The following is a 23181-nucleotide window of genomic DNA, read 5'->3' on the forward strand; positions in this document are numbered from 1 at the left end:
AAACGAGGAGTCCTACCCTCCTCGGATTCACCGGCACTAAGGAAATGTCATGCCTCTTCCCCATTGGATCGCCCTGATCCTGCTCGCCCTCGGCTATGCGATCGCCCTGACCTACGGCAGCCTCGGTCTCGCTGCCCTGCCCGCCTTGCTCGCCCTGCTGTGCAGTGCCCTGCTCGCTCGACGTCCGGTACGCTGGCAACAAAGCCTCGGCCACCTGTTGTTCATCCTCCTGGCCATCGCCCTGGCCTTGCACTGGCTACCCGGCTTCCACAGCGCCAAGGTGATCGACAAGGCCGTGCTCAGCGACGGCGCCGTGCCCTTCTCCCTGTACCTCAACCTCGACAAGCCCCTGATCGGCCTGTGGTTGCTGCTGGCCTGCCCGTGGCTGATCATGCTGCGCCCACGCGGCCTGTTGCCGGGCCTGGCGCTGACCCTGCCCCTGACCCTGCTCGCCTGCCTGGGCGGCGCCTGGGCCCTGGGCATGGTGGCCTGGGCACCGAAATGGCCCGACCAGGCCTGGCTGTGGCTGCTGAACAACCTGCTACTGGTAAGCCTGACCGAGGAACTGCTGTTCCGTGGCTACATCCAGGGCGGCCTGCAACGTCTGTTCAGGCACGAGGGGCTGGCATTGCTGGTGGCCGCGCTGTTGTTCGGCCTTGCGCACCTGGCCGGTGGCTGGCAATGGTTCTACCTGGCGACCCTGGCCGGAGTGGGGTATGGTCTGGCCTATCGCCATGGTGGGTTGGCGACGGCGGTGCTCTGCCACACCTGCGTCAACCTGGCGCACTTCGCCGCTTTCAGCTACCCGATGCTGGCCCCGCATTGAACAATCGGTCATGATCAGACCTATTCGTCATCATTTATAAAGAAAACTGCAATATTGGCGGCAACGGCTGCGATCAGGTGGGCTGCATTAGCTCAGCGGCACTGATGGCACCTTGCCCCAGATCAAGCCAGTTAAATATTCATTCAATAAAACCAGAGGCTTGCCGATACCCGTCGAAAGCCTTGCGGATTGAACAGCCAATGCGTAACAACCAGCCGATTACCCAGAGAGAACGGACTTTCCCTGCCCAGCAGCGGTTGATCTCCACCACCAACGCCAAGGGCGTGATCACCTACTGCAACGATGCCTTCATCGAGATCAGCGGTTTCACCCGCGAGGAATTGATGGGCGCGCCGCACAACCTTGTGCGCCATCCCGATGTGCCGCCGGCCGTGTTCGCCCACATGTGGCAGACCCTCAAGCAAGGCCTGCCGTGGATGGGCATCGTCAAGAACCGCTGCAAGTCGGGTGACCATTACTGGGTGAATGCCTACGTCACGCCGATCTTCGACAACAACCAGGTAATTGGTTATGAGTCGGTGCGGGTCAAGCCCACCGCCGAGCAGATCCGTCGCGCCGAGGCGCTGTACCAGCGCATCAACCAGGGCCGCTCGGCCATCCCGAAACGCGACAAGTGGCTGCCGGTGCTACAGGACTGGCTGCCGTTCATCCTGGTCAGCCAGATCGGCTTCCTGATCGGCAACTGGCTCGGTCACTCCTGGGGCTTCGCCCTGGCCGCCGGCCTGTCGGTGCCGCTCGGCCTGCTCGGCCTGAGCTGGCAGCAGCGCGGCCTCAAGCGCTTGCTGCGCCTGGCCGAACAGACCACTTCCGATCCGCTGATCGCGCAGATGTACACCGACAGCCGCGGTGTCCAGGCACGCCTGGAAATGGCCATGCTCAGCCAGGACGCACGGATGAAGACCTGCCTGACCCGCCTGCAGGACAGCGCCGAGCAGCTCAGCGACCAGGCACGCCAGTCCGACGCCTTGGCCCACCAGAGTTCCTCGGGCCTGGAGCGCCAGCGGGTGGAAACCGAGCAGGTCGCCGCCGCCGTCAACCAGATGGCCGCCACCACCCAGGAAGTGGCCAACCATGTCCAGCGCACCGCTGACGCCACCCAGGAAGCCAATCGCCTGACCAGCCAGGGCCGTAACATCGCCGGCGAAACCCGTGACGCCATCGAGCGGCTGTCCGCCGCCGTGGGCGAGACCGGGCTGACCGTCACCCAGCTGGCCAAGGACAGCGACGAGATCGGCGGCGTGGTCGATGTGATCAAGGGCATCGCCGACCAGACCAACCTGCTGGCGCTCAACGCCGCCATCGAAGCGGCACGCGCCGGCGAGATGGGCCGCGGCTTTGCCGTGGTCGCCGACGAGGTCCGTCAGTTGGCCCAGCGCACCGCCGAATCCACCGGGCAGATCCACACCCTGATCGCCAAGCTGCAACAGACCGCCAACAACGCGGTGCAGACCATGGAGACCGGCCACCGCCAGGCCCAGGAAGGTGTCGAGCGGGTGATGGAGGCCGACCAGGCGTTGGTAGGCATCAGCGAGGCCGTGGCCAACATCACCGACATGGCGACCCAGATCGCCGCCGCCACCGAAGAGCAGAGCGCGGTGGCCGAGGAGATCAGCCGCAACATCAGCACCATCGCCGACCTGGCCGACCAGACCTCCGGCCAGGCCCAGCGCTCGGCGCTGCTCAGCGAAGAACTGACCAGCACCGCGGGTACCCAGTACTCGCTGGTGGAACGCTTCAACCGCTGAGTCCACAGAGCGCCGCTTACGCGGCGCATCGCCGGCAAGCCCGCTCCCACACCGGCCGCACCGATTTCCAGACCTGCGCCGTACCTGTGGGAGCGAGCTTGCCGGCGATGTTTCTACCAGTCGAGCGTCAGCCGGCTCTCGAAATACCGCACCTCACCCGTCAACGGATCCTCGAAGCACAGGCTGTGGGCCAGCAGCTTGAGTGGCCGTGCGTAATCATCCTGCTCGTTGACCAGCTGCGGATAGAACGGATCGTTGCAGATCCCCGCGCCCAGCGCCGCCATGTGCACCCGCAACTGGTGGGTCTTGCCGGTGACCGGTGACAGGCCATAGCGCCACAGCTCGCCGTTTTTCTCCAGCACACAGGCATGAGTTTCACTGTTATCGGCCCCTTCCACTTCATGCATGCGAAAGAACGGCTCGCCATGCACCAGGCGGCTGCGGTGCACCAGCGGGTAGTCATGCTGCGGCATGGCCGCGGCGATGGCCTGGTAGTGCTTGTCGATACGCCGCTCGGGAAACAGACGCTGATAGACGCCACGGCTTTGCGGGTTGGCGGAAAACAGCACCAACCCGGCGGTGTGTCGGTCGATGCGGTGCAGCGGCACCAGGTGCGGGTTGTCCAGGCGCCGGATGAGCCGGCGCAGCAGCGTCTGTTCGACGTACTCGCCGGTGGGGGTGACCGGCAAGAAGTGCGGCTTGTCCGCCACCACCAGGTGCTCGTCGACATGCAGGATCTCTTCCTGCACCGGGATCACTTTTTCATTGGGTACTTCACGGAAATAGTGCAGGCGCATGCCTTGCCGGTAGCGCGTATCCGCCGCAATGGGCTGGCCGTCGGCATTCAACACCCGACCACGGGCGAAGCGGTCGAGCCATTGCTCACGGTCGACGCCCTTGAAATGATCACACAGACAGTCAAGCACAGTCGTCCAGAGGCCCGGAGGCAGGCATACTGTACTGGCTTGCTGGCGGGAGGGGTCGAAAGGCGTGGTCATCGTCGGGCTCGGTTCTGCGGGGCAGGCATTATCCCCCAGCTCGCGCCCCTCAACCAGCCTCGCTGACCGGCTCGCAGCGCGCCTTGAGCCAGCGCAACACTTGTACCGCGTCCCAGCGCCCCGGATCGTAGAGGGCGTAGCTCAGGCCCTGGTAGCCCACCACGTCCAGCGGACGGTGGAAGCCAGCGCGCTGGAACAGCGCCTCGATCTCGGCGAAGCAGGTATTGAAATGCACCTTGCCGAACGGCGTGCGCTCGTCGGTGACGATGCCGTCGAGGCGCAGTTCCAGCACGGCCTCGTACACACGCTCGGGAGCCATGTGATTGATGCTGTACTTGAGTTGCTCGACATTGAGCATGGCTTCACCTCGAATACTGTATTTATATACAGCATACGGAGCGAGACCCCTGCTCGTCAATGTGCGACTCAGCCGAGGAAGGCCACCACCTGCTCGGCATCGAACGGCCAGCCCAGCTCGGCACCGGTGTCGCAACGGCGTAGCACCGGGATGCTCAGCCCGTAGCGTTCGAACAGTGCCTCGCTGTCGGCGATATCGACCAGCTCGACCAGCAGACCGTGCTCGACGAGAGGCATCAGCACGGCCTCGGCCACTTCGCACAGGTGGCACCCCACGGTGCCGAACAACTGGGTTTCAGGGAGCATGCAGACATCCGTAATTCGCATGAATGGATGCTCATTCTAGGTCCGAGCCCGCCGGCGCGCACCTGACCTGGCTCAATCCTGACTAGTGGCGCCGATCCTGTGCACGGCCAGGTCCGCCCCCTGGAACTCCTCTTCGTGACTCAGGCGCAGGCCATGCAGCGCCTTGATCAGGCCATACACGGCAAAACCCCCGGCCAGCGCCACCAGCACGCCCGCCAGGCTTCCCAGCAGCTGGCTGACCAGGCTGACGCCGCCCAACCCACCCAGGGCTGCCTGGCCGAACACACCGCAGGCGATGCCACCCCACACGCCGCACAGGCCATGCAATGGCCACACCCCCAGCACGTCGTCGATCTTCCAGCGATTCTGCGCGGCGGTGAAGCACCAGACGAACAGTCCACCGGCCACCAGCCCGGTGACCAGCGCGCCCACCGGGTGCATCAGGTCGGACCCCGCGCACACCGCCACCAGGCCTGCCAACGGGCCGTTGTGCAGGAAGCCCGGATCGTTGCGCCCGGCCAACAAGGCCGACAACGTGCCGCCAACCATCGCCATCAGCGAGTTGATTGCCACCAACCCACTCACCCCCTGCAGGGTCTGCGCACTCATGACGTTGAAGCCGAACCAGCCGATGATCAAGATCCACGAACCCAGCGCCAGAAATGGAATACTCGACGGCGCGAACGCCACCAGGCGCCCGTCGCGGTAGCGGCCCCGCCGCGCACCGAGCAGCAGCACCGCCGCCAGCGCCAACCAGCCACCCATGGCGTGCACCACCACGGAACCGGCGAAATCATGGAACGGCGCACCGAAACGCGCCTGCAACCAGGCTTGCAAGCCGAAGTTGCCATTCCACACCACGCCTTCGAACAACGGGTAAATGAACGCCACGATCAATGCCGTCGCGCATAGTTGCGGCGCGAAGCGGGCGCGCTCGGCGATACCGCCGGAGATGATCGCCGGAATGGCTGCGGCAAAGGTCAGCAGGAAGAAGCACTTGACCAGGGCATAGCCGTGATCGTTGGCCAGGGTCGCCGCCGGCTGCAGGAAACTCACGCCGTATGCGACCCAGTAACCGATGAAGAAATACACCAGAGCCGAGATGGCGAAGTCGCTGATGATCTTCGACAAGGCGTTGACCTGGTTCTTGTGCCGCACCGTGCCAACCTCGAGAAAGGCGAACCCCGCGTGCATGGCCAGGACCAGGATCGCGCCCATGAGGATGAACAAGGTGTTGGAGCCATGGACCAGTGAGTCCATCGCGCTGTGCATGTTTTCCATGAAGTGGCAGACCTGCAAAAAGGCACCAGGACAGTTCAAGAACCGGCATCCGTGCACCGGATCGGTGCCAGGCCCCTGCCCTGTTTCGGTGAACCGGGCGGAACCTGCGTGGTTTTTTCTTGGGTTTGTCGTGGATTGAGTTAAGGTTTAGCGGTATCCGCAGCGCTGGCGCATGGTTTCGGCGCAAGTCTTGGCGGACACGCACCGCTTTTTAGCAAGCGCTGTACCAACATATTCCGCTGAACCTTCCGCGGCACCGATCACTCGAAATAGCCAGTACACATTCACAGGGAGGCCCCTCCATGGCCAGCAAATCGGCAAAGACTGCACAGGAAATATTGATGGCTGACTTCCAGGCCTTGGTCCGCGACACCGAGAAGCTGCTCGCCGACACCGCCAACCTGGCCGGCGACCAGGCTGACGAACTGCGCGAGCAGATCCACGAACGCCTGGTGCAGGCCCGCGAGACCCTGCAACTGACCCAGGATTCGGTGCGTGCCCGCGGCCAAGCGGCTCTTGGCAACGCCGAACAGTACGTACAGGAGAACCCGTGGCAGGCCATTGGCATCGCCGCCGGCGTCGGCCTGCTGATCGGCCTGCTGGCCAAGCGCTGAGGAGCCGGCATGGATAACGACGCCATCGGCACGGGCGCCTCCGGTCGGCGCCTGGGCGCGGCCATATTGGGTCTGCTGCACAGCCATATCGAGCTGTTCGGCATCGAGTTGCAGGAGCAAAAGGCCCGCACCCTCAGCCTGCTGTTGTTCGCGGGCCTGGCCTTGGTGTTCGCCCTGCTGCTGCTGACCGCGCTGTCGGGCCTGCTGCTGGTGCTGCTGTGGGACAGCTATCGCCTGGCCGGGATCATCGGCCTGTGCGTGTTCTACGGGGTCGCCGCGCTATACTGCGGCCTGCGTCTTAAGGCCGCGGTGTTCGATGAGTCCTCGCCGTTCAACGCCACCCTCCAGGAGTTGGCCAAAGATCGGGAGCGCCTGCTGCCATGAGTCTGCCCGAACTGCCCAATACCCGTAACCCGCGCGAGCTGCGCAAGGCGCTGCTGCGCCTGCGCATGGAAATGCACCGCCAGGAAATCCGCCACGAGTCCGGCCAGTTGCTTGAACCCGTCCGCCGCCTGCGCGGGATGGGCAACTCGTTCGGCGAGGGCCTTGGGGTCAAGCATGGCTCACTGTGGGGCATCGGCGCCGTCGTTGCCCTGGGTTTTCTCACCGGCAAGGGCGTGCGCAGCGGCAACCTGACGCGCTTGATTCGGGTGGGCACCAGCCTGGTTCCACTGATCCGCCTGTTCCTCGGTAACAGCCGCCGCCCCTGAAGCCAAGGTGCGCCCGACGCTTGCACGGGCGCGCCGGACGCAGGAAGCTATCCCGACTCTACGATGGGAGAACACGCCTTGGACTGGCACACCCTGCTAACCCGCGAACGACTGGGCAAAGCTCTTTACAGCCCCGAGGAGCTTGGCCGCAGCCCGTTCCACAAAGATCACGACCGCATCACCTTCTCTGGCGCGTTCCGTCGCCTGGGGCGCAAGACCCAGGTGCACCCGGTATCCAGCAACGATCACATCCACACACGCCTGACCCACTCCCTGGAGGTCAGCTGCGTCGGTCGCTCGCTAGGCATGCGCGTCGGCGAGACCCTGCGCGAGCAACTGCCGGCCTGGTGCGAGCCGAGCGATCTGGGAATGATCGTGCAGTCGGCCTGCCTGGCCCATGACATCGGCAACCCGCCGTTCGGCCACTCCGGCGAGGACGCCATCCGTCACTGGTTCCAGCAGGCGGCCGGGCGTGGCTGGCTGGACGACATGAGTGACGACCAGCGCGCCGACTTTCTCAACTTCGAAGGCAACGCCCAGGGCTTTCGCGTGCTCACCCAGCTCGAATACCACCAGTTTGACGGTGGCATGCGCCTTACCTACGCCACCCTTGGCGCCTACCTCAAGTACCCATGGGCGGCACGTCACGCGGATGCCTTGGGCTATAAGAAGCACAAGTTCGGCTGTTACCAGAGCGAACTGGGGCTGCTCGAGCAGATCGCCGGCAAGCTCGGCCTGCCGCAGCTAGAGCACCAACGCTGGGCCCGTCACCCGCTGGTGTATCTGATGGAGGCCGCGGACGACATCTGCTACGCCCTGATCGACCTCGAGGACGGGCTGGAGATGGACTTGCTGCAGTACGCAGAGGTCGAGGCTCTGCTGCTGGACCTGGTGGGCGACGATCTACCGGAAACCTATCGCCTGCTGGGGCCCGGTGAATCGCGCAGGCGAAAGTTGGCGATCCTGCGCGGCAAAGCCATCGAGCACCTGACCAACGCCGCCGCCCAGGCCTTCGTCGAACAGCAGCAGGCCCTGCTCGTTGGCCGGCTGACGGGCGACCTGGTCGAGCACATGCACGGGCCGGCGCAACGCTGCGTGCTGCAGGCCAAGGACATGGCACGCAAGAAAATATTCCAGGACAAACGCAAGACCCTTCACGAGATCGGAGCGTACACGACCCTGGAGATCCTGCTCAACACCTTCTGTGGCGCGGCGCTGGAACAGCATGGCGGCCGCGTTCCGTCATTCAAGAGCCGGCGGGTTCTGGACCTGATCGGCAACAACGCTCCCGACCCTCACGGTTCGCTGCACAGCGCCTTCCTGCGCATGATCGACTTCATCGCCGGGATGACCGACAGCTACGCCAGCGAAATGGCGCTGGAAATGACCGGGCGCTCAAGTCCGAAGTAATGACGGGACGAGGTGGCAGGCGTCTGTTTGCCACCGACGTTTAATATGCGTGAAATTTCCCACGCAATATCGCTTGATATTAAACACGTCCACCAACAACACCGACAAAAACGATCAAATCCTGATAAATCCCTACCAACATCCACATCACTCGTAGCAATGCTTCGTAAGTGCTGTAAGTAAATTCCTATATCCCCGATTTGGCAACCACTTCCCTGCCCGTCGACATTCAACTGAGCTAATGTGCCGGCTGCCTTCACGCGCAGCATGGAATGTTGAATATGCACTCAGTCTTTATAGTTGATGACCATCCCGTCATACGCCTGGCAATACGGATGTTGCTGGAAAACCAGGGATACAAGGTAGTCGGTGAATCGGACAATGGCGTGGACGCCATGCAGATTATCCGTGAAACCCCGCCCGATCTGGTTATCCTCGACATCAGCATCCCCAAGCTGGACGGTCTGGAAATGCTTTCGCGCCTGCAGGCCATGGCCATTCCGCTGAAGGTTCTGGTACTGACCGCCCAAGCACCGGCCCTGTTCGCCGTGCGCTGCATGCATTCCGGCGCTGCCGGGTATGTGTGCAAACAGGAAGACCTCAGTGAATTGCTCAGCGCCATCAAGGCCGTACTGTCGGGATATAACTATTTTCCCAGCCAGGCGCTCAATCCACCTCCAACAGGTAGCAACCAGGAGCTGGAGCTGTTTCGCCAAGTCAACGACCGGGAACTCATGGTCTTGCAACTATTTGCTCAGGGACGCAGCAACAAGGAGATCGCCAAGGGCATGTTCCTCAGCAACAAGACTGTCAGCACCTACAAGAAACGCCTGATGCACAAGTTGCGCGCCAGCACATTGGTGGAGTTGATCGACGTCGCCAAGCGCAACGCGCTGGTCTGAGGTCATGATGTGGAGGTGTATCGTTACATCGCTGCTCTGCCTCGGGCTGGGTACGCCACTGCAAGGCGCCGGCGTGACCGTCGACACGGGCCGGACCTATACCCTGCTCAGCCGCTCGGCGCCTGCTTCCGTCCAGCCGTCCCTGACACCCGCCCAGCGCGAATGGCTCGCAGAGCGCCAGGAACTGGTACTGGGTACCTCGGCTCCCGACTACCCACCATTCGACATTGCAACCGGTGGGCGCGAGTACCAAGGACTGACCGCCGACTACGCCGGCCTGGTCGGCAGCGCCTTGGGCCTGCCGGTCCGGGTGCAGCGTTTTCCCAGCCGGCCGGCCGCGGTCGCCGCACTGAAAAGCGGCCATATCGACCTGCTGGGTAGCGCCAACGGCTATGAGGCGGTGACCCAGGGTCTTGCATTGTCGCTCCCCTACGCCATTGACCAACCGGTGCTGGTAACCCGCGAGGATGAAACCCGGGCGCTGGACACCGGTCTCGCAGGCATGCGCCTGAGCATGCTGTATCACTACCTGCCGCCCGGGGAGATCCGCGCCAACTATCCAAAGGCCGAGTTACTTACCTTCGAGTCGTCCACACAGGCACTGAATGCCGTGGCCTTCGAGCAGGCCGACGTGTTCATCGGTGACACCATCTCTACTCATTACCTGATCAGTCAGGGCCACCTGCCGCACCTGCGCATGGCCAACTTCGGTAAGCACGAAGCCGTGGGCTTCAGTTTTGCCATGCGCGAGGACGCGCGCATCCTTCAGTCCCTGGTGGACGCCGCGCTCGACGCCCAGCCCAACGCCACCCGCAACGACATCTTCAAGCGCTGGAGTGCCAGCAGCGGCAGCCTGCTGACTGACCGCAAGCTACAGCTATCGGTACGCGAGGAAAAGTGGCTGAGCGAGCACCCGATCATGCGGGTGGTGGTCAACGATACTGCAGCCCCCCTGACATTCTTCGACAACAATGACCGCCTGCGAGGCATTGTCGCCGACCTGCTCGAACTGATCCGCCTGCGTACCGGCCTGCGCTTCGAGATTCGTCGCGCGAGTGGCGATGGCGACATGATCGACCAGCTTGAGTCTGGTCGTGCCGACATCATCGCCAGCCTCTCCACCGATGCCCGTCGGGTCAATCCACTGCAGGTCAGCCGCCCCTACCTGGAAAGCGCCTATGTGCTGGTCAGCCACACCGGCAACGACCAACCCAGCAGCCTGAAGCAACTCAAGGGCAAGCGTGTCGCCGTGCCTCGCGACAGCACGGTGGCCACCCTGCTGACGACACGCCACCCAGGCATCCACCAGGTCGCCACCGAAAGCACCTACTACTCCATGGTGCTGCTCGGCAGCGGCGCGGTGGATGCGGCGATCGCCACCCTGATCGATGCCAACCACATGCTCGCTACCAGCAACGATCTGGTCATCCGCAGCACCGTGGGCACGGAGCCAGCGGCGTTCTCCATGGCGACCGCCGCTGACGCCAGCGAACTGGGTGCAATACTCGACAAAGCATTGCTGAGCATTTCGCCGGAGGAACTGGGCGTGATCAACAGTCGCTGGCGGGACCACGGCCTGCAGGACGACGCCTACTGGCGCAACTACCGTCGGGTAATCCTGCAGGTGGTGGGGGTGATTGCCGTCCTGTTGGTGCTCGCACTGGTATGGAATGCCCGGCTGCGCCGCCAGATCAAACAGCGCCAGCGGGCCGAGCGGGCGCTGAACGACCAGTTGGAGTTCATGGGCGCGTTGCTCAACGGCACGCCTCATCCGATGTATGTACGCGATCGTGAAGGACGCCTGCAAAGCTGCAACGACAGCTACCTGCAGGCGGTCGGCGCCGACCTCGAGCAGGTTCTGGGCAAACGCCTGGAGGATGCGCCCTACAGCGACTGCGACTACACACTCCAAGTCCAGGACGACTACCAGCGGGTAATGGCGCAGGGTAAGCCGTTGATTCTCGACCGCCCGCTGCGCCTGAAGGACCGCGACCTGACGATCTATCACTGGATCCTGCCCTACCGCGATTCGCTGGGCGAAATGCAAGGCATCATCGGTGGCTGGATCGACATCAGCGAACGCCGCAACCTGGTCCAGGACCTGCGCCTGGCCAAGCAGCAGGCCGATGATGCCAACCGAGCCAAGAGCACTTTCCTGGCCACCATCAGCCATGAGATCCGTACTCCGATGAACGCACTCATCGGCATGCTTGAGCTGGCCCTTAGACATGCCGATCAGGGCAAGCTGGACCGCCCGGCGCTGGAGGTCGCCCATCATTCGGCCAGTGACCTGCTGGGGCTGATCGGCGACATCCTGGACATCGCCCGTATCGAGTCAGGACAAATGTCCCTGGCCCCCGAACCTGTAGACCTCGCGGCCCTGATCGAGTCGGTAGGACGTGTGTTCGATGGCCTGGCCCGACACAAGGGCCTGGTACTGGACATCGTGATCGCCAGCGAGGCACGCTGCCATGCGATGCTTGACCCGCTGCGTTTCAAGCAGGTGCTGTCGAACCTGGTGAGCAATGCGATCAAGTTCACCGAACAAGGACAGGTGCGCATCACCGCCAGGGTGCGCAACGACTGCGAGCAAGACTTGCCGACGCTCGACCTCGAAGTCCGTGACAGCGGTATCGGGATCCACGAGCAAGACCTGCCGCGCCTGTTCTCTCCCTTCGTGCAAGCCAACCCCCATAGCGTCGGTGCCCGAGCCGGCACCGGGCTCGGGCTGGTCATCAGCCGCGATCTGTGCGCGATGATGGGCGGCGAGCTCACCCTGCAGAGCCTGCAGGGTGTCGGTACCCGCGTGCGCTTGGTGATGCCCTTGCAATGTGTCGAATCAGTAGCGGTCCTGCCGCGACTCGCCACGGACATCCTGCAACCCGAGCAGCAGTTGAACATCCTGGTGGTAGACGACCACCCGGCCAACCTGCTGTTGATGGCCCAGCAACTGAACTACCTGGGGTTGAGCCAGGAAAGTGCCGAAGAGGGATGCGAAGGGTTGCGCAAATGGCGCGAGGGCTGCTTCGATGTACTCATCGTCGATTGCAACATGCCGCAGATGAATGGCTACCAGCTGGCCAGAGCTGTGCGCATGGAAGAGCGCCTGCAGGATCGGCCACGCTGTACCATCCTGGGCTACACCGCCAATGCCCAGCCCGAGGTGCGTCAGCAGTGTCTCGACGCCGGCATGGACGACTGCCTGCTCAAACCCATCGGCCTGCAAGTGCTGGGGCAACGCCTGAAGGGCATTGCACGGATCCCCCGACAGGACCACGGCAAGTCTGCCCCGCCCCCACGCTTCGACCTTGAAGGCCTGTCCGTGATCGTCGGCGACAACCTCGCCGATCGCGACCGCATTCTCGACACTTTGCTTCTGAGCCTGCGCCAGGACCTGAAAATTCTGATGGCCATAGATCCGCAACGTGAAGGTGCCGAGCTGTCGCTACAGGCACACAAGATCCTCAGCGCGGGGCGAATGCTGGATGCGCAGGCATTGATCGAAGCGTGTGAAGCGCTGGAGGAGACGAACTTGTCACAGGCAGAACTGAAAAGGCGTCGCCAGGTGCTGGCGCGGCACATGCGCCGCGTGGAGAAGGCCCTGGCCAGGCAGCGGGAGCGCCTGGCCGAAGCCAAATAAGGGTGGTACAGGCCGTACCGCCCTTATTGATCAGGAAGCCGGATTGACCGGTTTTTCCGGGTACCAGGCGTCCAGCAGCGGGCTGACTTCGATCTTGGTCAGTTCGCTGCGGCCTTTCAGCCAGGCTTCGACAGCGGCGCGCTGTTCTTCGCTGACCGAACCGCGGGTAGCCTTGCAGACCAGGCCGAAGTCGTCACCGCCGACGTAGTCCAGGCCGTTGGCATCCATGGCTTCAGCCAGGAAAGCGTCGAGGAAGGCATCAATGGCTTCATCGGACAGGTCTTCCTTGAAGTCCAGGTTCAGTTCGAAACCCAGCTCCTGGAATTCGTCCACGCACAGTTTCTTGCGCAGGCGACGGGAACGGTTGGTAGCCATGAAACAATCCTCTCAATTAATTACGCGCGGCACTTTACCAGTTTCCGGCGCCTAACGGCGCTTTTCCGTCGAATGAAGCCCATGCACGTTCTGCTTGGGGCATAATGCGCACTACATTTTGTCCTGGGGCCATCACTTCCTACAGCCCCGTTGTCTTTTCCCCTCGCCTGCAGGGTTTGTCCATTTATGATCAAGACGCTCCGCCCACTGCTGCTCGCCGGCCTGTTCCTGCCCCTTTCGCTGTCCGTGCAGGCCGCCACCGTCAACACCAGCCTGCCACCCAAGGTGCAGCAGGCGCTCAAGACCAACAAGCTACAGGACTCTGCCCTGTCCCTGGTCATGCTGCCACTGGATGGCCCGGGCACGGCAACCGTGTTCAACGCCGACGTGTCGGTCAACCCGGCCTCGACCATGAAACTGGTCACCACCTACGCCGCGCTGGAACTGCTGGGGCCGACCTTCCAATGGAAGACCGAGTTCTATACAGACGGTACCCTGAGCAATGGCGTGCTCAACGGCAACCTGTACCTCAAGGGTGGCGGCGACCCCAAGCTGAACATGGAGAAGCTCTGGCTGCTGATGCGCGATCTGCGCGCCAACGGTGTGCGCACCGTGACCGGCGACCTGGTCCTTGACCGTAGCCACTTCGTGCAGCCCAACCTGCCGCAGTTCGATGACGACGGCGGCGACGAGAACAAGCCGTTCCTGGTCAAGCCGGACTCTTTGCTGGTCAACCTCAAAGCCCTGCGCTTCGTCGCCCGCAACGACGGTGGCAAGGTCAATGTCTCGGTCGAGCCGCCGATCGCCAGCATCCGCATCGACAACCAGGTCAAGGCCGTGGCCGGCAAGCAGTGCACCGGCGATGTGCGCTACAACCCGGTAGTCCAGCCGGACGGTGTCAGCGTGACGATCAGTGGCCAGCTCGCCGATGGCTGCAACTCGCAGACCTATCTGTCACTGCTGGACCACCCGACCTACGCGGCCGGCGCCGTGCGGGCGATCTGGAACGAGCTGGGCGGCAGCATCCAGGGCCGTGACCGCATCGAGAACGTGCCCAAGAGCGCTCGCCTGTTGGCCCGCGCTTTCTCGCCGGACTTGGTCGAAGTCATCCGCGATATCAACAAGTACAGCAACAACACCATGGCCCAGCAGCTTTTCCTGAGCCTTGGCGCGCAATTCCGCACCGACGCTGACGGCGACGACGCCCGTGCCGCCCAGCGTGTGGTGCGACAGTGGATGGCCAAGAAAGGCATCACTTCGCCGCACCTGGTGATGGAGAACGGCTCGGGCCTGTCCCGTGCCGAGCGGGTCAGCACCCGAGAGATGGCGGCACTGTTGCAAGCGGCCTGGAAGAGTCCTTACGCGGCGGAGTTCATCAGCTCGATGCCGCTGGTAGGGATGGACGGCACCATGCGCAAGCGGCTCAAGCGCACGGCCGTGACCGGTGAAGGGCACATCAAGACCGGGACCCTGAATACCGTGCGGGCGATTGCCGGGTTCAGCCGGGACAGTAACGGGCACACCTGGGCGGTGGCGGCCATTCTCAATGATCCCAAGCCTTGGGGGGCTTCCCAGGTGCTGGACCAGGTGTTGCTGGATCTTTACCGGCAGCCGAAGGCGGGGAATGGGACTGTTGGGGTGATGCCTTGATTTGAGTGGGCTTGGGCTTTCAGGGTGGTGGTTTTGAGGGTTGTAAGCGCATTTATTGGCGATGGTGACGCATAGTCACCTTCTCGCCCTTACGGCCAGCCCTTTCAAGGTGTTGAAAATTAGCGTTCGACTTGGAATTGCCGGAAGTGTCAGATTTTTTGTGTGCGGGCCGGTAACGGCCTGCCGTCAGGCAGGCCCTGACTTTCACCAGGTCGGCCTGATGAACCGATCTCCGTACAAAATCGCGAATTGATTCATCGCACTTTTCCAATCATGCGCCGCTGAGCCCCAGTTCGCCGTGATGTTTCGCAGCCCCAGCCAGATCAGCTTGGTAGCTGCATCATCGTTCGGGAAATGGCCTCGGGTCTTGATGATCTTGCGCAGCTGGGCATTGATACTCTCGATGGCGTTGGTGGTGTAGATCACTTTCCGGATGGCTGGTGGGAAGACAAAGAAGGGAATCACTCGATCCCAGGCGCGTCTCCAGGCCGCAACGACCGTTGGATACTGCTTGCCCCAGGGCCCGTTTTCAAACTCATCGAGTGCCTGCTCAGCCGCTTCGGCGTTGATGGCCTGGTAGATCGGCTTGAGCGCCTTGGCCAGTGCCCGCCGCTTGTCCCAGGCTGCAAAGTCCAGGCTGTTGCGGATCAGGTGCACGATGCACGTCTGCAGCGTCGTCTCTGGAAACACGGCGCTGAGAGCCTCTGGCATGCCTTTGAGGCCATCGGTCACGGCAATCAGCACATCCTCGACACCACGTGTCTTGAGATCGTTAAAGACCTTCATCCAGAACTTCGCACCCTCGGTGTTCTCGATCCAGATGCCCAAGATATCGCGCGTCCCGTCGGGTAGAACGCCCAGCGCCAAGTAAATGGCCTTGTTGCGCACCAAGCCTTCTTCGCGGATCTTCACCCGCAGTGCATCGAAGAAAATGACCGGGTACATGGGCTCCAGTGGCCGCTGCTGCCACGCGCCAATTTCTTCCATGACCTCGTCTGTCACAGAGCTGATGAAGTCGGGTGAGACCTCTGTTCCATACTGCTCGGACAGAAAGGCTCGGATCTCTCTGACCGTCATGCCACGGGCGTACATGGCGATGATCTTGTCATCGAAACCGGTGTACCGCCGCTCATGCTTGGGGATGAGAATGGGCGCAAAACTGCCGTCTCGGTCACGAGGAATTTCCAGCCGCAGCGGGCCATCGCCGGTCAAAACCGTCTTGCCACTCTTGCCGTTACGCTGGTTGGTTTCATCCTCTGGGCGCTGCGCGCCCGGCGGATAACCCAGGTGGTGGCCAAGTTCAGCGTGCAGAGCGCGTTCGATCAAGGCCTTCTTGAACGCCGCAGAGGCATCCTCGATAGCCTCTGCGGTCATCAGGCCCTCACCGAACTGCTCCAGCAGCTCTTTGGGGATTTTGGGCAGGTCACGCAAGGGTTTCTTTTTGGTTGGCATACATGCACCTCTTACTCATGTTATGCCCGAACACAAAATTTCTGACACCCTCGAATTGCCGGGGTCGCTTTGCGACCCCGGCAATATTGAGCTGGAAACGTCATATCTCAAAAATCGCAAGACCTTGAAAGGGCTGGCCGTAAGGGCGCAAAGGTGACTAAGCGTCGACATCAAAAATGAATGCGCATAAAACCTTCAACACAAACAATCAAACAACAGACCAAGCTTAACTCAAGACAACTCCCCCTCAACCCGATCCCTCCCCCCCTGCTTGGCCACATAAACCCCAGCATCCGCCCGCAACAACAACGCATCCGCCCCCTCCCCAACCCGCCACCCCGCCACACCAAAGCTCGCCGTCACCCGCCCCACCCCCTCCACCGGCACACTCCGCACCCCCTGCCACAATTCCTGCGCCAACATCCGCGCCTGCTCGGCATTGCTCCCCGGACACAACACCATGAACTCCTCCCCCCCCAACCGACAAAACACATCAGTGCGCCGCAACCGCTGCCCGATCCGTTGGCACAGGCTGCGCAGCACATGATCCCCCACCGCATGCCCGTACTGATCGTTGATTCGCTTGAAGTGATCGATATCCAGCATGATCACCGCCAGGTCCAACCCATCCCGTTGCGCTCGATCCAGTTCATTACGCAGCCGCTCCTGGAAGTAGCGCCGGTTGTAGATCCCAGTCAGGGCATCGGTCACCGACAACGCCCGCAGCTCCTCCTCCACCCGCTTGAGGTCCGAGATATCGGTCAGGTACCCATGCCAGAGCGTGCTGCCGTGCTCACCGATCTCCGGCGTTGCCTCCCCCCGCACCCAACGCAACCCCGCCCGTGGCAGGCACACCCGGTACTCCTCACGCCACGGCGTCAGGTACTCGGCGGAGTAACGCACCGAGCGCCGCACTCGCTCCAGGTCGTCCGGATGGATGCGCTCGAACACCGCCGCGGCGTCCTGGCGCAGCAACGCCAGGTCCACCTCGTAGATGTCGTGCAGGCCCTGGCTGGCGTAGGGGAAACAGGAATGTCCATCGGCGTTCAGGCGATACTGGTAGATCCCACCAGGCACCTCGGCACTGAGCTTTTCCAGCAGCCGGTCGCGGGCCGCCAAGGCCTCGTGCACCCGGCGCCGCTCGGTGACATCGATGCAGATCGCCAGGTAGCCCACCCACAACCCCTGCTCGTCCAGCACCGCCGTTACCAGCATATTGGCCAGCAGGTGGCTGCCATCCTTGCGCACCAGCGTCCAGTCCGCTGGCTCCGCGCCGCCCTCCTGCACGGTCTCGGCGAACATCGCCTGACCCGCGCCAACCTCGCGACCAAAGCGCACGCTCAAGGCATGGGCCCGCTGGTGCAACTCTTCGGGCAAGACCAGATCTTCCAGCCGCAATTGGCCCAGCGCTTCGCCGGCCGAATAGCCCAGCATGCGCTCGGCGCCCGCATTGAACGTACCGATCACTCCGCGCAGGCTGGTGGCGATGATCGCCACCTGAGTCGCGGCATCGAGCACGCTACGCAACTGGTTGTGGGTTTCGCGCAATGACTGCTCGCTGATGCGCAGCTCGGCGGTGCGCCGAGCCACCAGGCCCAGGGCGCGCTGGCGCTGACTGAACAGGCTGTACAGCAGTAGCGCCAGCAACACACTGAGCAGACCGCCGAGCAACGCCACCACCGGCACCGCCGATGAGCGGTTGGCGGCGAGAAAACCCTGGCTGGGGTGAATATCGAGTTGGTAGTGGTGATCGGCAAGATGCAGCAGGTGACTGCTGGTAAAGCCCATGCGCACTGGCGCCATCCCCGAATCAAAAAGCAACTCGTGCCCACCCTCCGTGGACAGGTCGACAATGCGCACCACCAGGTTGTCGTCGGCCACCGTCGGCAGGCTCTCGGCGATCAGCTGATGCAGACTCAGCAAGGCCATGACATAACCCCGGGGAGGCTCATCCCTGGGCGCCCCATCAGTGAACACCGGGGCGACAATCAACAGGCCACGAGTATAGTCCGGCTGGACATTGATCATGTCCAGCGGCGCCGACACGGCCATGCTGCCGGGGCTCGCGGCCCGGGCCAGGGTCGCGGCGCGCAGGACCTGTCCACCCAGGTCGAAACCATAGGGCTGGGCCTGACGGCTCGCCGCCTGGGTGTACAGGACCGGATAGTAATGATCGCGCGCAGGCGCTGCCTGCCAAGCACCGTGGTCGTCCAGGTCGCGTATCTGGTAAGGCTGGCCGAGCGAGGCACTCGCGCGCCGCTCGAAGTCCTCGCGCTGCGCCGCCTCTACCCGCGGTGCCCAGGAGTAGGCTTGGGTACGATGCAGCAAAGGACGTGCGTAGCCATCGAACTCGCGGGGGGTGATGTCAGTGGAATAGGTGAAGAACCGGCGCAGGCCATCCAGGCGCTGCGCCTGTTCCTCGAAACGCTCGGCGATACGGCTGTAGCGCTCGCTGGCCAGCAGCTCGAAGCGCTGGCGCAGTTGCTGCTGGTAGAAGGTCTGGGTGGCGATCGCCAGAGCCGCCGTGAGCAACGCCCCGGCGACCAGCGCCGCCAGGGCCACGCCCCAGGCCGACAACTCGTCGCCGACCAGGCCAAGCCGCTTCACAGGTACGCCCGGGTTCGACATAGAGGACTCCAACCAAGGTCAGCGTCCTGCGTATTGTCCCGCCCTGTCCTGATTTATAGCCACTGGCCAGCAGGCGTGCCACGTACCTCGTCGGTTCAGCGCAGACGCAGCTGCCAAGCGCGGTGGATACGGTTGTTTCGGGCGAAGTCCGGGTCCAGGGTCTGGGCGCTGATCTCTTCCACCACGTACCGCGTCGCCAGGTGCTCGTCGAGCTGGAACTTGCGGAAGTTGTTGGAGAAGTACAGCACACCGCCCGGGGCCAGGCGCGCCATGGCCAGGTCGAGCAGCTGCACATGGTCGCGCTGCACGTCGAACACCCCTTCCATGCGCTTGGAATTGGAGAAGGTCGGCGGGTCGATGAAAATCAGGTCGTAGCTGTCCTGGGCATTCTCCAGCCAGGCCATGACATCACCCTGCTCCAGGCGGTTGCGCTCGGAGAAACCGTTGAGCGACAGGTTGCGCCGTGCCCAGTCCAGGTAGGTCTTCGACAGGTCCACGCTGGTGGTGCTGCGCGCGCCGCCCTTGGCTGCATGCACGGTGGCCGTGGCGGTGTAGCAGAACAGGTTGAGGAAGCGCTTGCCCGCCGCTTCGCGCTGGATGCGCATGCGCATCGGGCGGTGATCGAGGAACAGCCCGGTGTCCAGGTAGTCGGTGAGGTTGACCAGCAGCTTGACGCCGCCCTCATTGACCTCCTGGAAGCGTCCTTCGGTGGCCTGGCGCTCATATTGGCGGGTGCCGGTCTGGCGTTCCCGGCGCTTGAGCACCACGCGCTGCGGATCGACACCGAGGGCCTGTGGAATCGCGCTCAGCGCATCGAGCAGACGTGCCTGGGCCTTGTCCGGATCGATCGAACGCGGCGCCGCATACTCTTGCACGTGCACCCAGTCGTGATACAGATCGACCGCCAGGGCATACTCGGGCATGTCAGCGTCGTATACACGGTAGCAATCGACCTTCTCGCGGCGAGACCATTTGCCCAGTTGCTTGAAGTTCTTCTGCAGGCGGTTGGCGAACATCTGCGCGCCTTCCGACAGGCGCGCCGGCTCACTGGCCACCGGGGCCTGACGACGAGGCTCGCCCTCAGTCGCCTCGGCCTGGACCGAACGACGATCACCGGTGACGAACTGGTCGGGCTGGACCTTGAACAGCAACAGCTTGCACGGCAACGCGCCGTTCCAGAAAGCATACTGCTTGTGGCTGCGGATACCCATGCGCTTGCCCAGCTCCGGCGCACCGGTGAACACCGCCGCCTCCCAGCCCATGCAGGCCTGGCGCAGGCGCTCGCCGAGGTTCTGATAGAGGTACAGCAGGCTGGCTTCGTCGCCCAGGCGCTCGCCGTACGGCGGGTTGCTGATCACCAGGCCTTTCTGGTTCTGGTCCGGACGCGGTTCGAAGCTGGCCACCTCGCCCTGGTAGATTTTCACCCAGTCGCCGAGGCCCGCGCGCTCGACGTTGTTGCGCCCGGGCTGGATCAGTCGTGGGTCGGCCTCATAGCCGCGGATCCACAGCGCTGGCTTGGCCAGGCCGGCCTGGGCACGGGCCTGGGCCTCATCGTGTACCTTGCGCCACAGCGCCGGCACATGGCCGAGCCAGGCGCTGAACCCCCAGCGCTCGCGCTTGAGGTTGGGGGCGATATCGGCGGCGATCATTGCCGCCTCGACCAGGAAGGTGCCCACGCCGCACATCGGGTCGGCCAAGGCGCCGCCCTCGGCCGCGATGCGTGGCCAGCCGGCGCGGATCAGCACCGCCGCCGCCAGGTTTTCCTTCAGGGGCGCAGCGCCCTGCTGCAGACGATAGCCACGCTGATGCAGGCTGTGGCCGGACAGGTCGAGGGACAGAATCGCCTCGCCGCGGTCCAGGCGCAGGTGTACGCGCACATCCGGGTCGACCTTCTCTACCGACGGGCGCAGGCCTTCGCGGTTGCGCACCTTGTCGACGATCGCATCCTTGACCTTGAGGGCGCCGAAATGGGTGTTGTCGATGCCCGAGCCATGGCCGCTGAATTCCACCGCCAAGGTGCCATCGGCCGCCAGATGGTCGGCCCAGTCGACGGCGTGTACGCCGTCGTACAGGTCGTCGGCGTTTTTCATCGAGAAGCGCTTGAGCACAAGCAACACGCGGTTGGCCAGGCGCGACCAGAGGCATAGGCGGTAGGCGGTTTCCATGTCGGCATCGCCGCGAATGGCCGAGGTGTGCTCACGCACCTCATTCAACCCCAGTTGGCGGGCCTCCTCGGCGAGCAGGCCTTCAAGACCCTTGGGGCAGGTAAGGTAAAGTTCGAAACGGTCCGACATGTGCAATCCAGAGCCTTTGGCTAGGTAAATGGCAAGCCGACGCATCGGCTGCCGCTGTTTGCCCGGACGCCTTTCCAGCAGGCGTCCGGGTGGCCCGGCGAAACGCTCGCCAAGCCTGGCCGCCCGGTCGATCACGCCTTTGCCGGGTGGCGCAAGAAGCTTTGATCGTCGGGCAGTATGAAAATTGCGTGGACGTGGGGCTCAGATGTGACCCTTCGTCGCATTACCAAATATTACTGTGATCATCCAGCAACGCTGGCCAATTGACGTCAAGGTTGACTAAACCCTGATCATAGCGGGCTCAACGGCAAACAAGGTTGAGTCGCATTTATTTACTTATCCCCTCACCCTCGGAAAGGTTACGTCCTTATGACAAATCGATCATTCACACTGTGACTCGCATTCGTTAGAACTGATCTCAGGCCGCACCGCAACGGGGCGGCACTTCCAGCCCGCGACGCCGGCAGCGGGCGCACACCGGCAGAACGATTCTGCCCGGCCTCGGAGAGGCCGACGGGACATTACAGTCAACAAGTGAGGGCAACACCCTATGAGAAGACTTAAGCGTGATCCGTTGGAAAGAGCATATTCACGTGGCTACCAGTATGGGGTCACCGGCAAATCCCGCGAACTTTGCCCCTTCAATCTACCCTCTGTACGCCAAGCCTGGATCAACGGCTGGCGCGAAGGTCGCGGCGACAACTGGGATGGCATGACCGGCACCGCTGGCATTCATAGACTCAACGAAAATCACGCCGTTGGCTGAACGAGGACGCTGAATTCGAGTCACCATGCGCGCCCTATCCGGGCGGCGGGCTGCGGCCCAGGGGCCCCTTTGAAGGGGCCCTTTTTTATGCCCTTGTCCTGCATCAATGCGCGAAATGTCCCTCGAAACTACCTTGGCATCGCGGCGATGGCATCCACCGCTTCGCGGATCAGCGCCGGGCCTTTATAGATGAAGCCCGAATAGATCTGCACCAGGCTCGCCCCTGCGGCAATCTTCTCAGCCGCATGGCGCCCCTCGGTGATCCCGCCCGCAGCGATAATCGGCAGCTTGCCGCCCAGCTCACCAGCGAGCACCTTCACCGTGTGGGTACTCTTCTCCAGCACCGGCGCACCCGACAAGCCGCCGGCCTCGCCGCCATACGGCAGGCCTTCGACACCCTCGCGCCCCAGGGTGGTATTGGTGGCGATTACCGCATCCATCCCCGATTCGACCAGCGCCGCAGCCACCAGGGCGGTTTCCTCGTCACTCATGTCCGGCGCGATCTTGATCGCCAGCGGTACGCGCTTGCCGTTCGCCTGTGCCAGTTTCTCACGGCGCTCGGCCAGGGCATCGAGCAGTTGCTTGAGCGAGTCGCCGAACTGCAATGAACGCAGGCCCGGGGTATTCGGCGAGCTGACGTTGACGGTGATGTAGCTGGCGTCGTTGTAGACCTTCTCCAGGCAGATCAGGTAGTCGTCCTGGGCCCGCTCGACCGGGGTGTCGAAGTTCTTGCCGATGTTGATGCCCAGCACACCGGTGTACTTCGCGGCACGTACCCGCGCCAGCAGGTTATCGACGCCCAGGTTGTTGAAGCCCATGCGATTGATGATGGCGGTGGCCTCCGGCAGGCGGAACAGCCGTGGCTTGGGGTTGCCCGGCTGCGGACGCGGCGTCACGGTGCCGATCTCGACGAAGCCGAAGCCCAGCTGGGCAAAGCCGTCGATGGCCGCGCCGTTCTTGTCCAGGCCGGCGGCCAGGCCAACCGGGTTGGCGAAGTTCAAGCCCATCACCGTTACCGGCAACGCCGCCGGCTGCTTGCACAGCAGGCCGTTGAGCCCAAGGCGGCCACCGGCGCCGATCAGGTCCAGCGAGAGGTCGTGGGAGGTTTCCGGGGAGAGCTTGAACAGCAGCTGGCGGGCCAGGGTATACATGGGCGGGCGGACTCGCGGTGTGTGAGGGGGCGATTATAGCCAGCGCGCCGCCGGG

Annotated in this window: 19 protein-coding genes; 10 read left to right on the forward strand and 9 right to left on the reverse strand. The window is 63.2% G+C overall.

Annotation, left to right across the window (positions count from 1 at the left end):
- Window positions 1-49 precede the first annotated feature (49 nt).
- Window positions 50-826 (forward strand): CPBP family intramembrane glutamic endopeptidase, encoded by a 777-nt coding sequence (locus K5H97_RS19460; RefSeq protein WP_028692765.1) that lies wholly within the window; start codon window positions 50-52, stop codon window positions 824-826.
- A 200-nt stretch (window positions 827-1026) separates the two neighbouring features.
- Window positions 1027-2592, forward strand: a complete 1566-nt coding sequence (locus K5H97_RS19465; protein ID WP_028692766.1) for a methyl-accepting chemotaxis protein — start codon at window positions 1027-1029, stop codon at window positions 2590-2592.
- Window positions 2593-2705: 113 nt separating this feature from the next.
- Here the strand turns inward: K5H97_RS19465 and K5H97_RS19470 are convergent, their stop codons facing one another.
- The 4 genes from K5H97_RS19470 to K5H97_RS19485 form a co-directional block, all read right to left on the reverse strand.
- The gene (locus tag K5H97_RS19470) at window positions 2706-3590 is read right to left on the reverse strand and encodes a pseudouridine synthase (RefSeq protein ID WP_028692767.1); all 885 of its coding nucleotides are present in this window, start codon (window positions 3588-3590) and stop codon (window positions 2706-2708) included.
- A gap of 49 nt (window positions 3591-3639) precedes the next feature.
- On the reverse strand, window positions 3640-3948 hold the full coding sequence (locus tag K5H97_RS19475; protein WP_028692768.1) for a hypothetical protein: 309 nt from the start codon (window positions 3946-3948) through the stop codon (window positions 3640-3642).
- A gap of 68 nt (window positions 3949-4016) precedes the next feature.
- On the reverse strand, window positions 4017-4253 hold the full coding sequence (locus K5H97_RS19480; protein WP_028692769.1) for a glutaredoxin family protein: 237 nt from the start codon (window positions 4251-4253) through the stop codon (window positions 4017-4019).
- A gap of 72 nt (window positions 4254-4325) precedes the next feature.
- Entirely contained in the window at window positions 4326-5534 is a 1209-nt protein-coding gene (locus tag K5H97_RS19485; protein WP_028692770.1) for an ammonium transporter, read from the reverse strand.
- 302 nt (window positions 5535-5836) lie between these two features.
- On the opposite strand from K5H97_RS19485, the gene K5H97_RS19490 reads away from it, so the two are divergent.
- The 6 genes from K5H97_RS19490 to K5H97_RS19515 all read left to right on the forward strand — a co-directional run bounded on the left by K5H97_RS19490 (window position 5837) and on the right by K5H97_RS19515 (window position 12810).
- Complete coding sequence (locus tag K5H97_RS19490) at window positions 5837-6148, forward strand: DUF883 family protein (protein WP_028692771.1); 312 nt, start codon at window positions 5837-5839, stop codon at window positions 6146-6148.
- A gap of 9 nt (window positions 6149-6157) precedes the next feature.
- Window positions 6158-6532 carry a phage holin family protein gene (locus tag K5H97_RS19495; protein WP_028692772.1) on the forward strand — a complete coding sequence of 125 codons (375 nt, stop codon included), beginning with the start codon at window positions 6158-6160 and terminating at the stop codon, window positions 6530-6532.
- A complete protein-coding gene (locus K5H97_RS19500; protein ID WP_028692773.1) occupies window positions 6529-6858 on the forward strand; it encodes a hypothetical protein in 330 nt (109 codons plus the stop codon). Before K5H97_RS19495 ends, K5H97_RS19500 begins: the two co-directional genes overlap by 4 nt.
- Window positions 6859-6936: 78 nt before the next feature.
- Window positions 6937-8268 carry a deoxyguanosinetriphosphate triphosphohydrolase gene (locus K5H97_RS19505; protein WP_028692774.1) on the forward strand — a complete coding sequence of 444 codons (1332 nt, stop codon included), beginning with the start codon at window positions 6937-6939 and terminating at the stop codon, window positions 8266-8268.
- A gap of 281 nt (window positions 8269-8549) precedes the next feature.
- A complete protein-coding gene (locus tag K5H97_RS19510; protein ID WP_028692775.1) occupies window positions 8550-9170 on the forward strand; it encodes a response regulator transcription factor in 621 nt (206 codons plus the stop codon).
- Window positions 9171-9177: 7 nt separating this feature from the next.
- Window positions 9178-12810 carry an ATP-binding protein gene (locus K5H97_RS19515; protein ID WP_028692776.1) on the forward strand — a complete coding sequence of 1211 codons (3633 nt, stop codon included), beginning with the start codon at window positions 9178-9180 and terminating at the stop codon, window positions 12808-12810.
- A 30-nt stretch (window positions 12811-12840) separates the two neighbouring features.
- On the opposite strand, the gene K5H97_RS19520 is transcribed toward K5H97_RS19515, so the two are convergent.
- On the reverse strand, window positions 12841-13185 hold the full coding sequence (locus K5H97_RS19520) for a YggL family protein (protein WP_028692777.1): 345 nt from the start codon (window positions 13183-13185) through the stop codon (window positions 12841-12843).
- 186 nt (window positions 13186-13371) lie between these two features.
- On the opposite strand from K5H97_RS19520, the gene dacB reads away from it, so the two are divergent.
- A complete protein-coding gene (gene dacB, locus K5H97_RS19525; protein WP_028692778.1) occupies window positions 13372-14835 on the forward strand; it encodes a D-alanyl-D-alanine carboxypeptidase/D-alanyl-D-alanine endopeptidase in 1464 nt (487 codons plus the stop codon).
- 204 nt (window positions 14836-15039) lie between these two features.
- On the opposite strand, the gene K5H97_RS19530 is transcribed toward dacB, so the two are convergent.
- The 3 genes from K5H97_RS19530 to rlmKL all read right to left on the reverse strand — a co-directional run bounded on the left by K5H97_RS19530 (window position 15040) and on the right by rlmKL (window position 21209).
- Entirely contained in the window at window positions 15040-16287 is a 1248-nt protein-coding gene (locus tag K5H97_RS19530) for an IS256 family transposase (RefSeq protein WP_060489951.1), read from the reverse strand.
- A gap of 231 nt (window positions 16288-16518) precedes the next feature.
- Window positions 16519-18915, reverse strand: a complete 2397-nt coding sequence (locus tag K5H97_RS19535; RefSeq protein WP_028692948.1) for a sensor domain-containing diguanylate cyclase — start codon at window positions 18913-18915, stop codon at window positions 16519-16521.
- Between the two features lie 95 nt (window positions 18916-19010).
- Window positions 19011-21209 (reverse strand): bifunctional 23S rRNA (guanine(2069)-N(7))-methyltransferase RlmK/23S rRNA (guanine(2445)-N(2))-methyltransferase RlmL, encoded by a 2199-nt coding sequence (gene rlmKL, locus K5H97_RS19540; RefSeq protein WP_028692947.1) that lies wholly within the window; start codon window positions 21207-21209, stop codon window positions 19011-19013.
- A 550-nt stretch (window positions 21210-21759) separates the two neighbouring features.
- Between rlmKL and rmf the strand changes: the two genes are divergently transcribed.
- Window positions 21760-21975: a ribosome modulation factor gene (gene rmf / locus K5H97_RS19545; protein ID WP_003248687.1), complete on the forward strand. Its 216-nt coding sequence runs from the start codon at window positions 21760-21762 to the stop codon at window positions 21973-21975.
- A gap of 128 nt (window positions 21976-22103) precedes the next feature.
- Here the strand turns inward: rmf and K5H97_RS19550 are convergent, their stop codons facing one another.
- Window positions 22104-23126, reverse strand: coding sequence for a quinone-dependent dihydroorotate dehydrogenase (locus tag K5H97_RS19550; protein ID WP_028692946.1), 1023 nt, complete (start codon window positions 23124-23126; stop codon window positions 22104-22106).
- Between the last annotated feature and the right edge of the window lie 55 nt (window positions 23127-23181).

It is taken from the genome of Pseudomonas mosselii (genome assembly GCF_019823065.1).
In the GTDB taxonomy this organism is placed as follows: domain Bacteria; phylum Pseudomonadota; class Gammaproteobacteria; order Pseudomonadales; family Pseudomonadaceae; genus Aquipseudomonas; species Aquipseudomonas mosselii.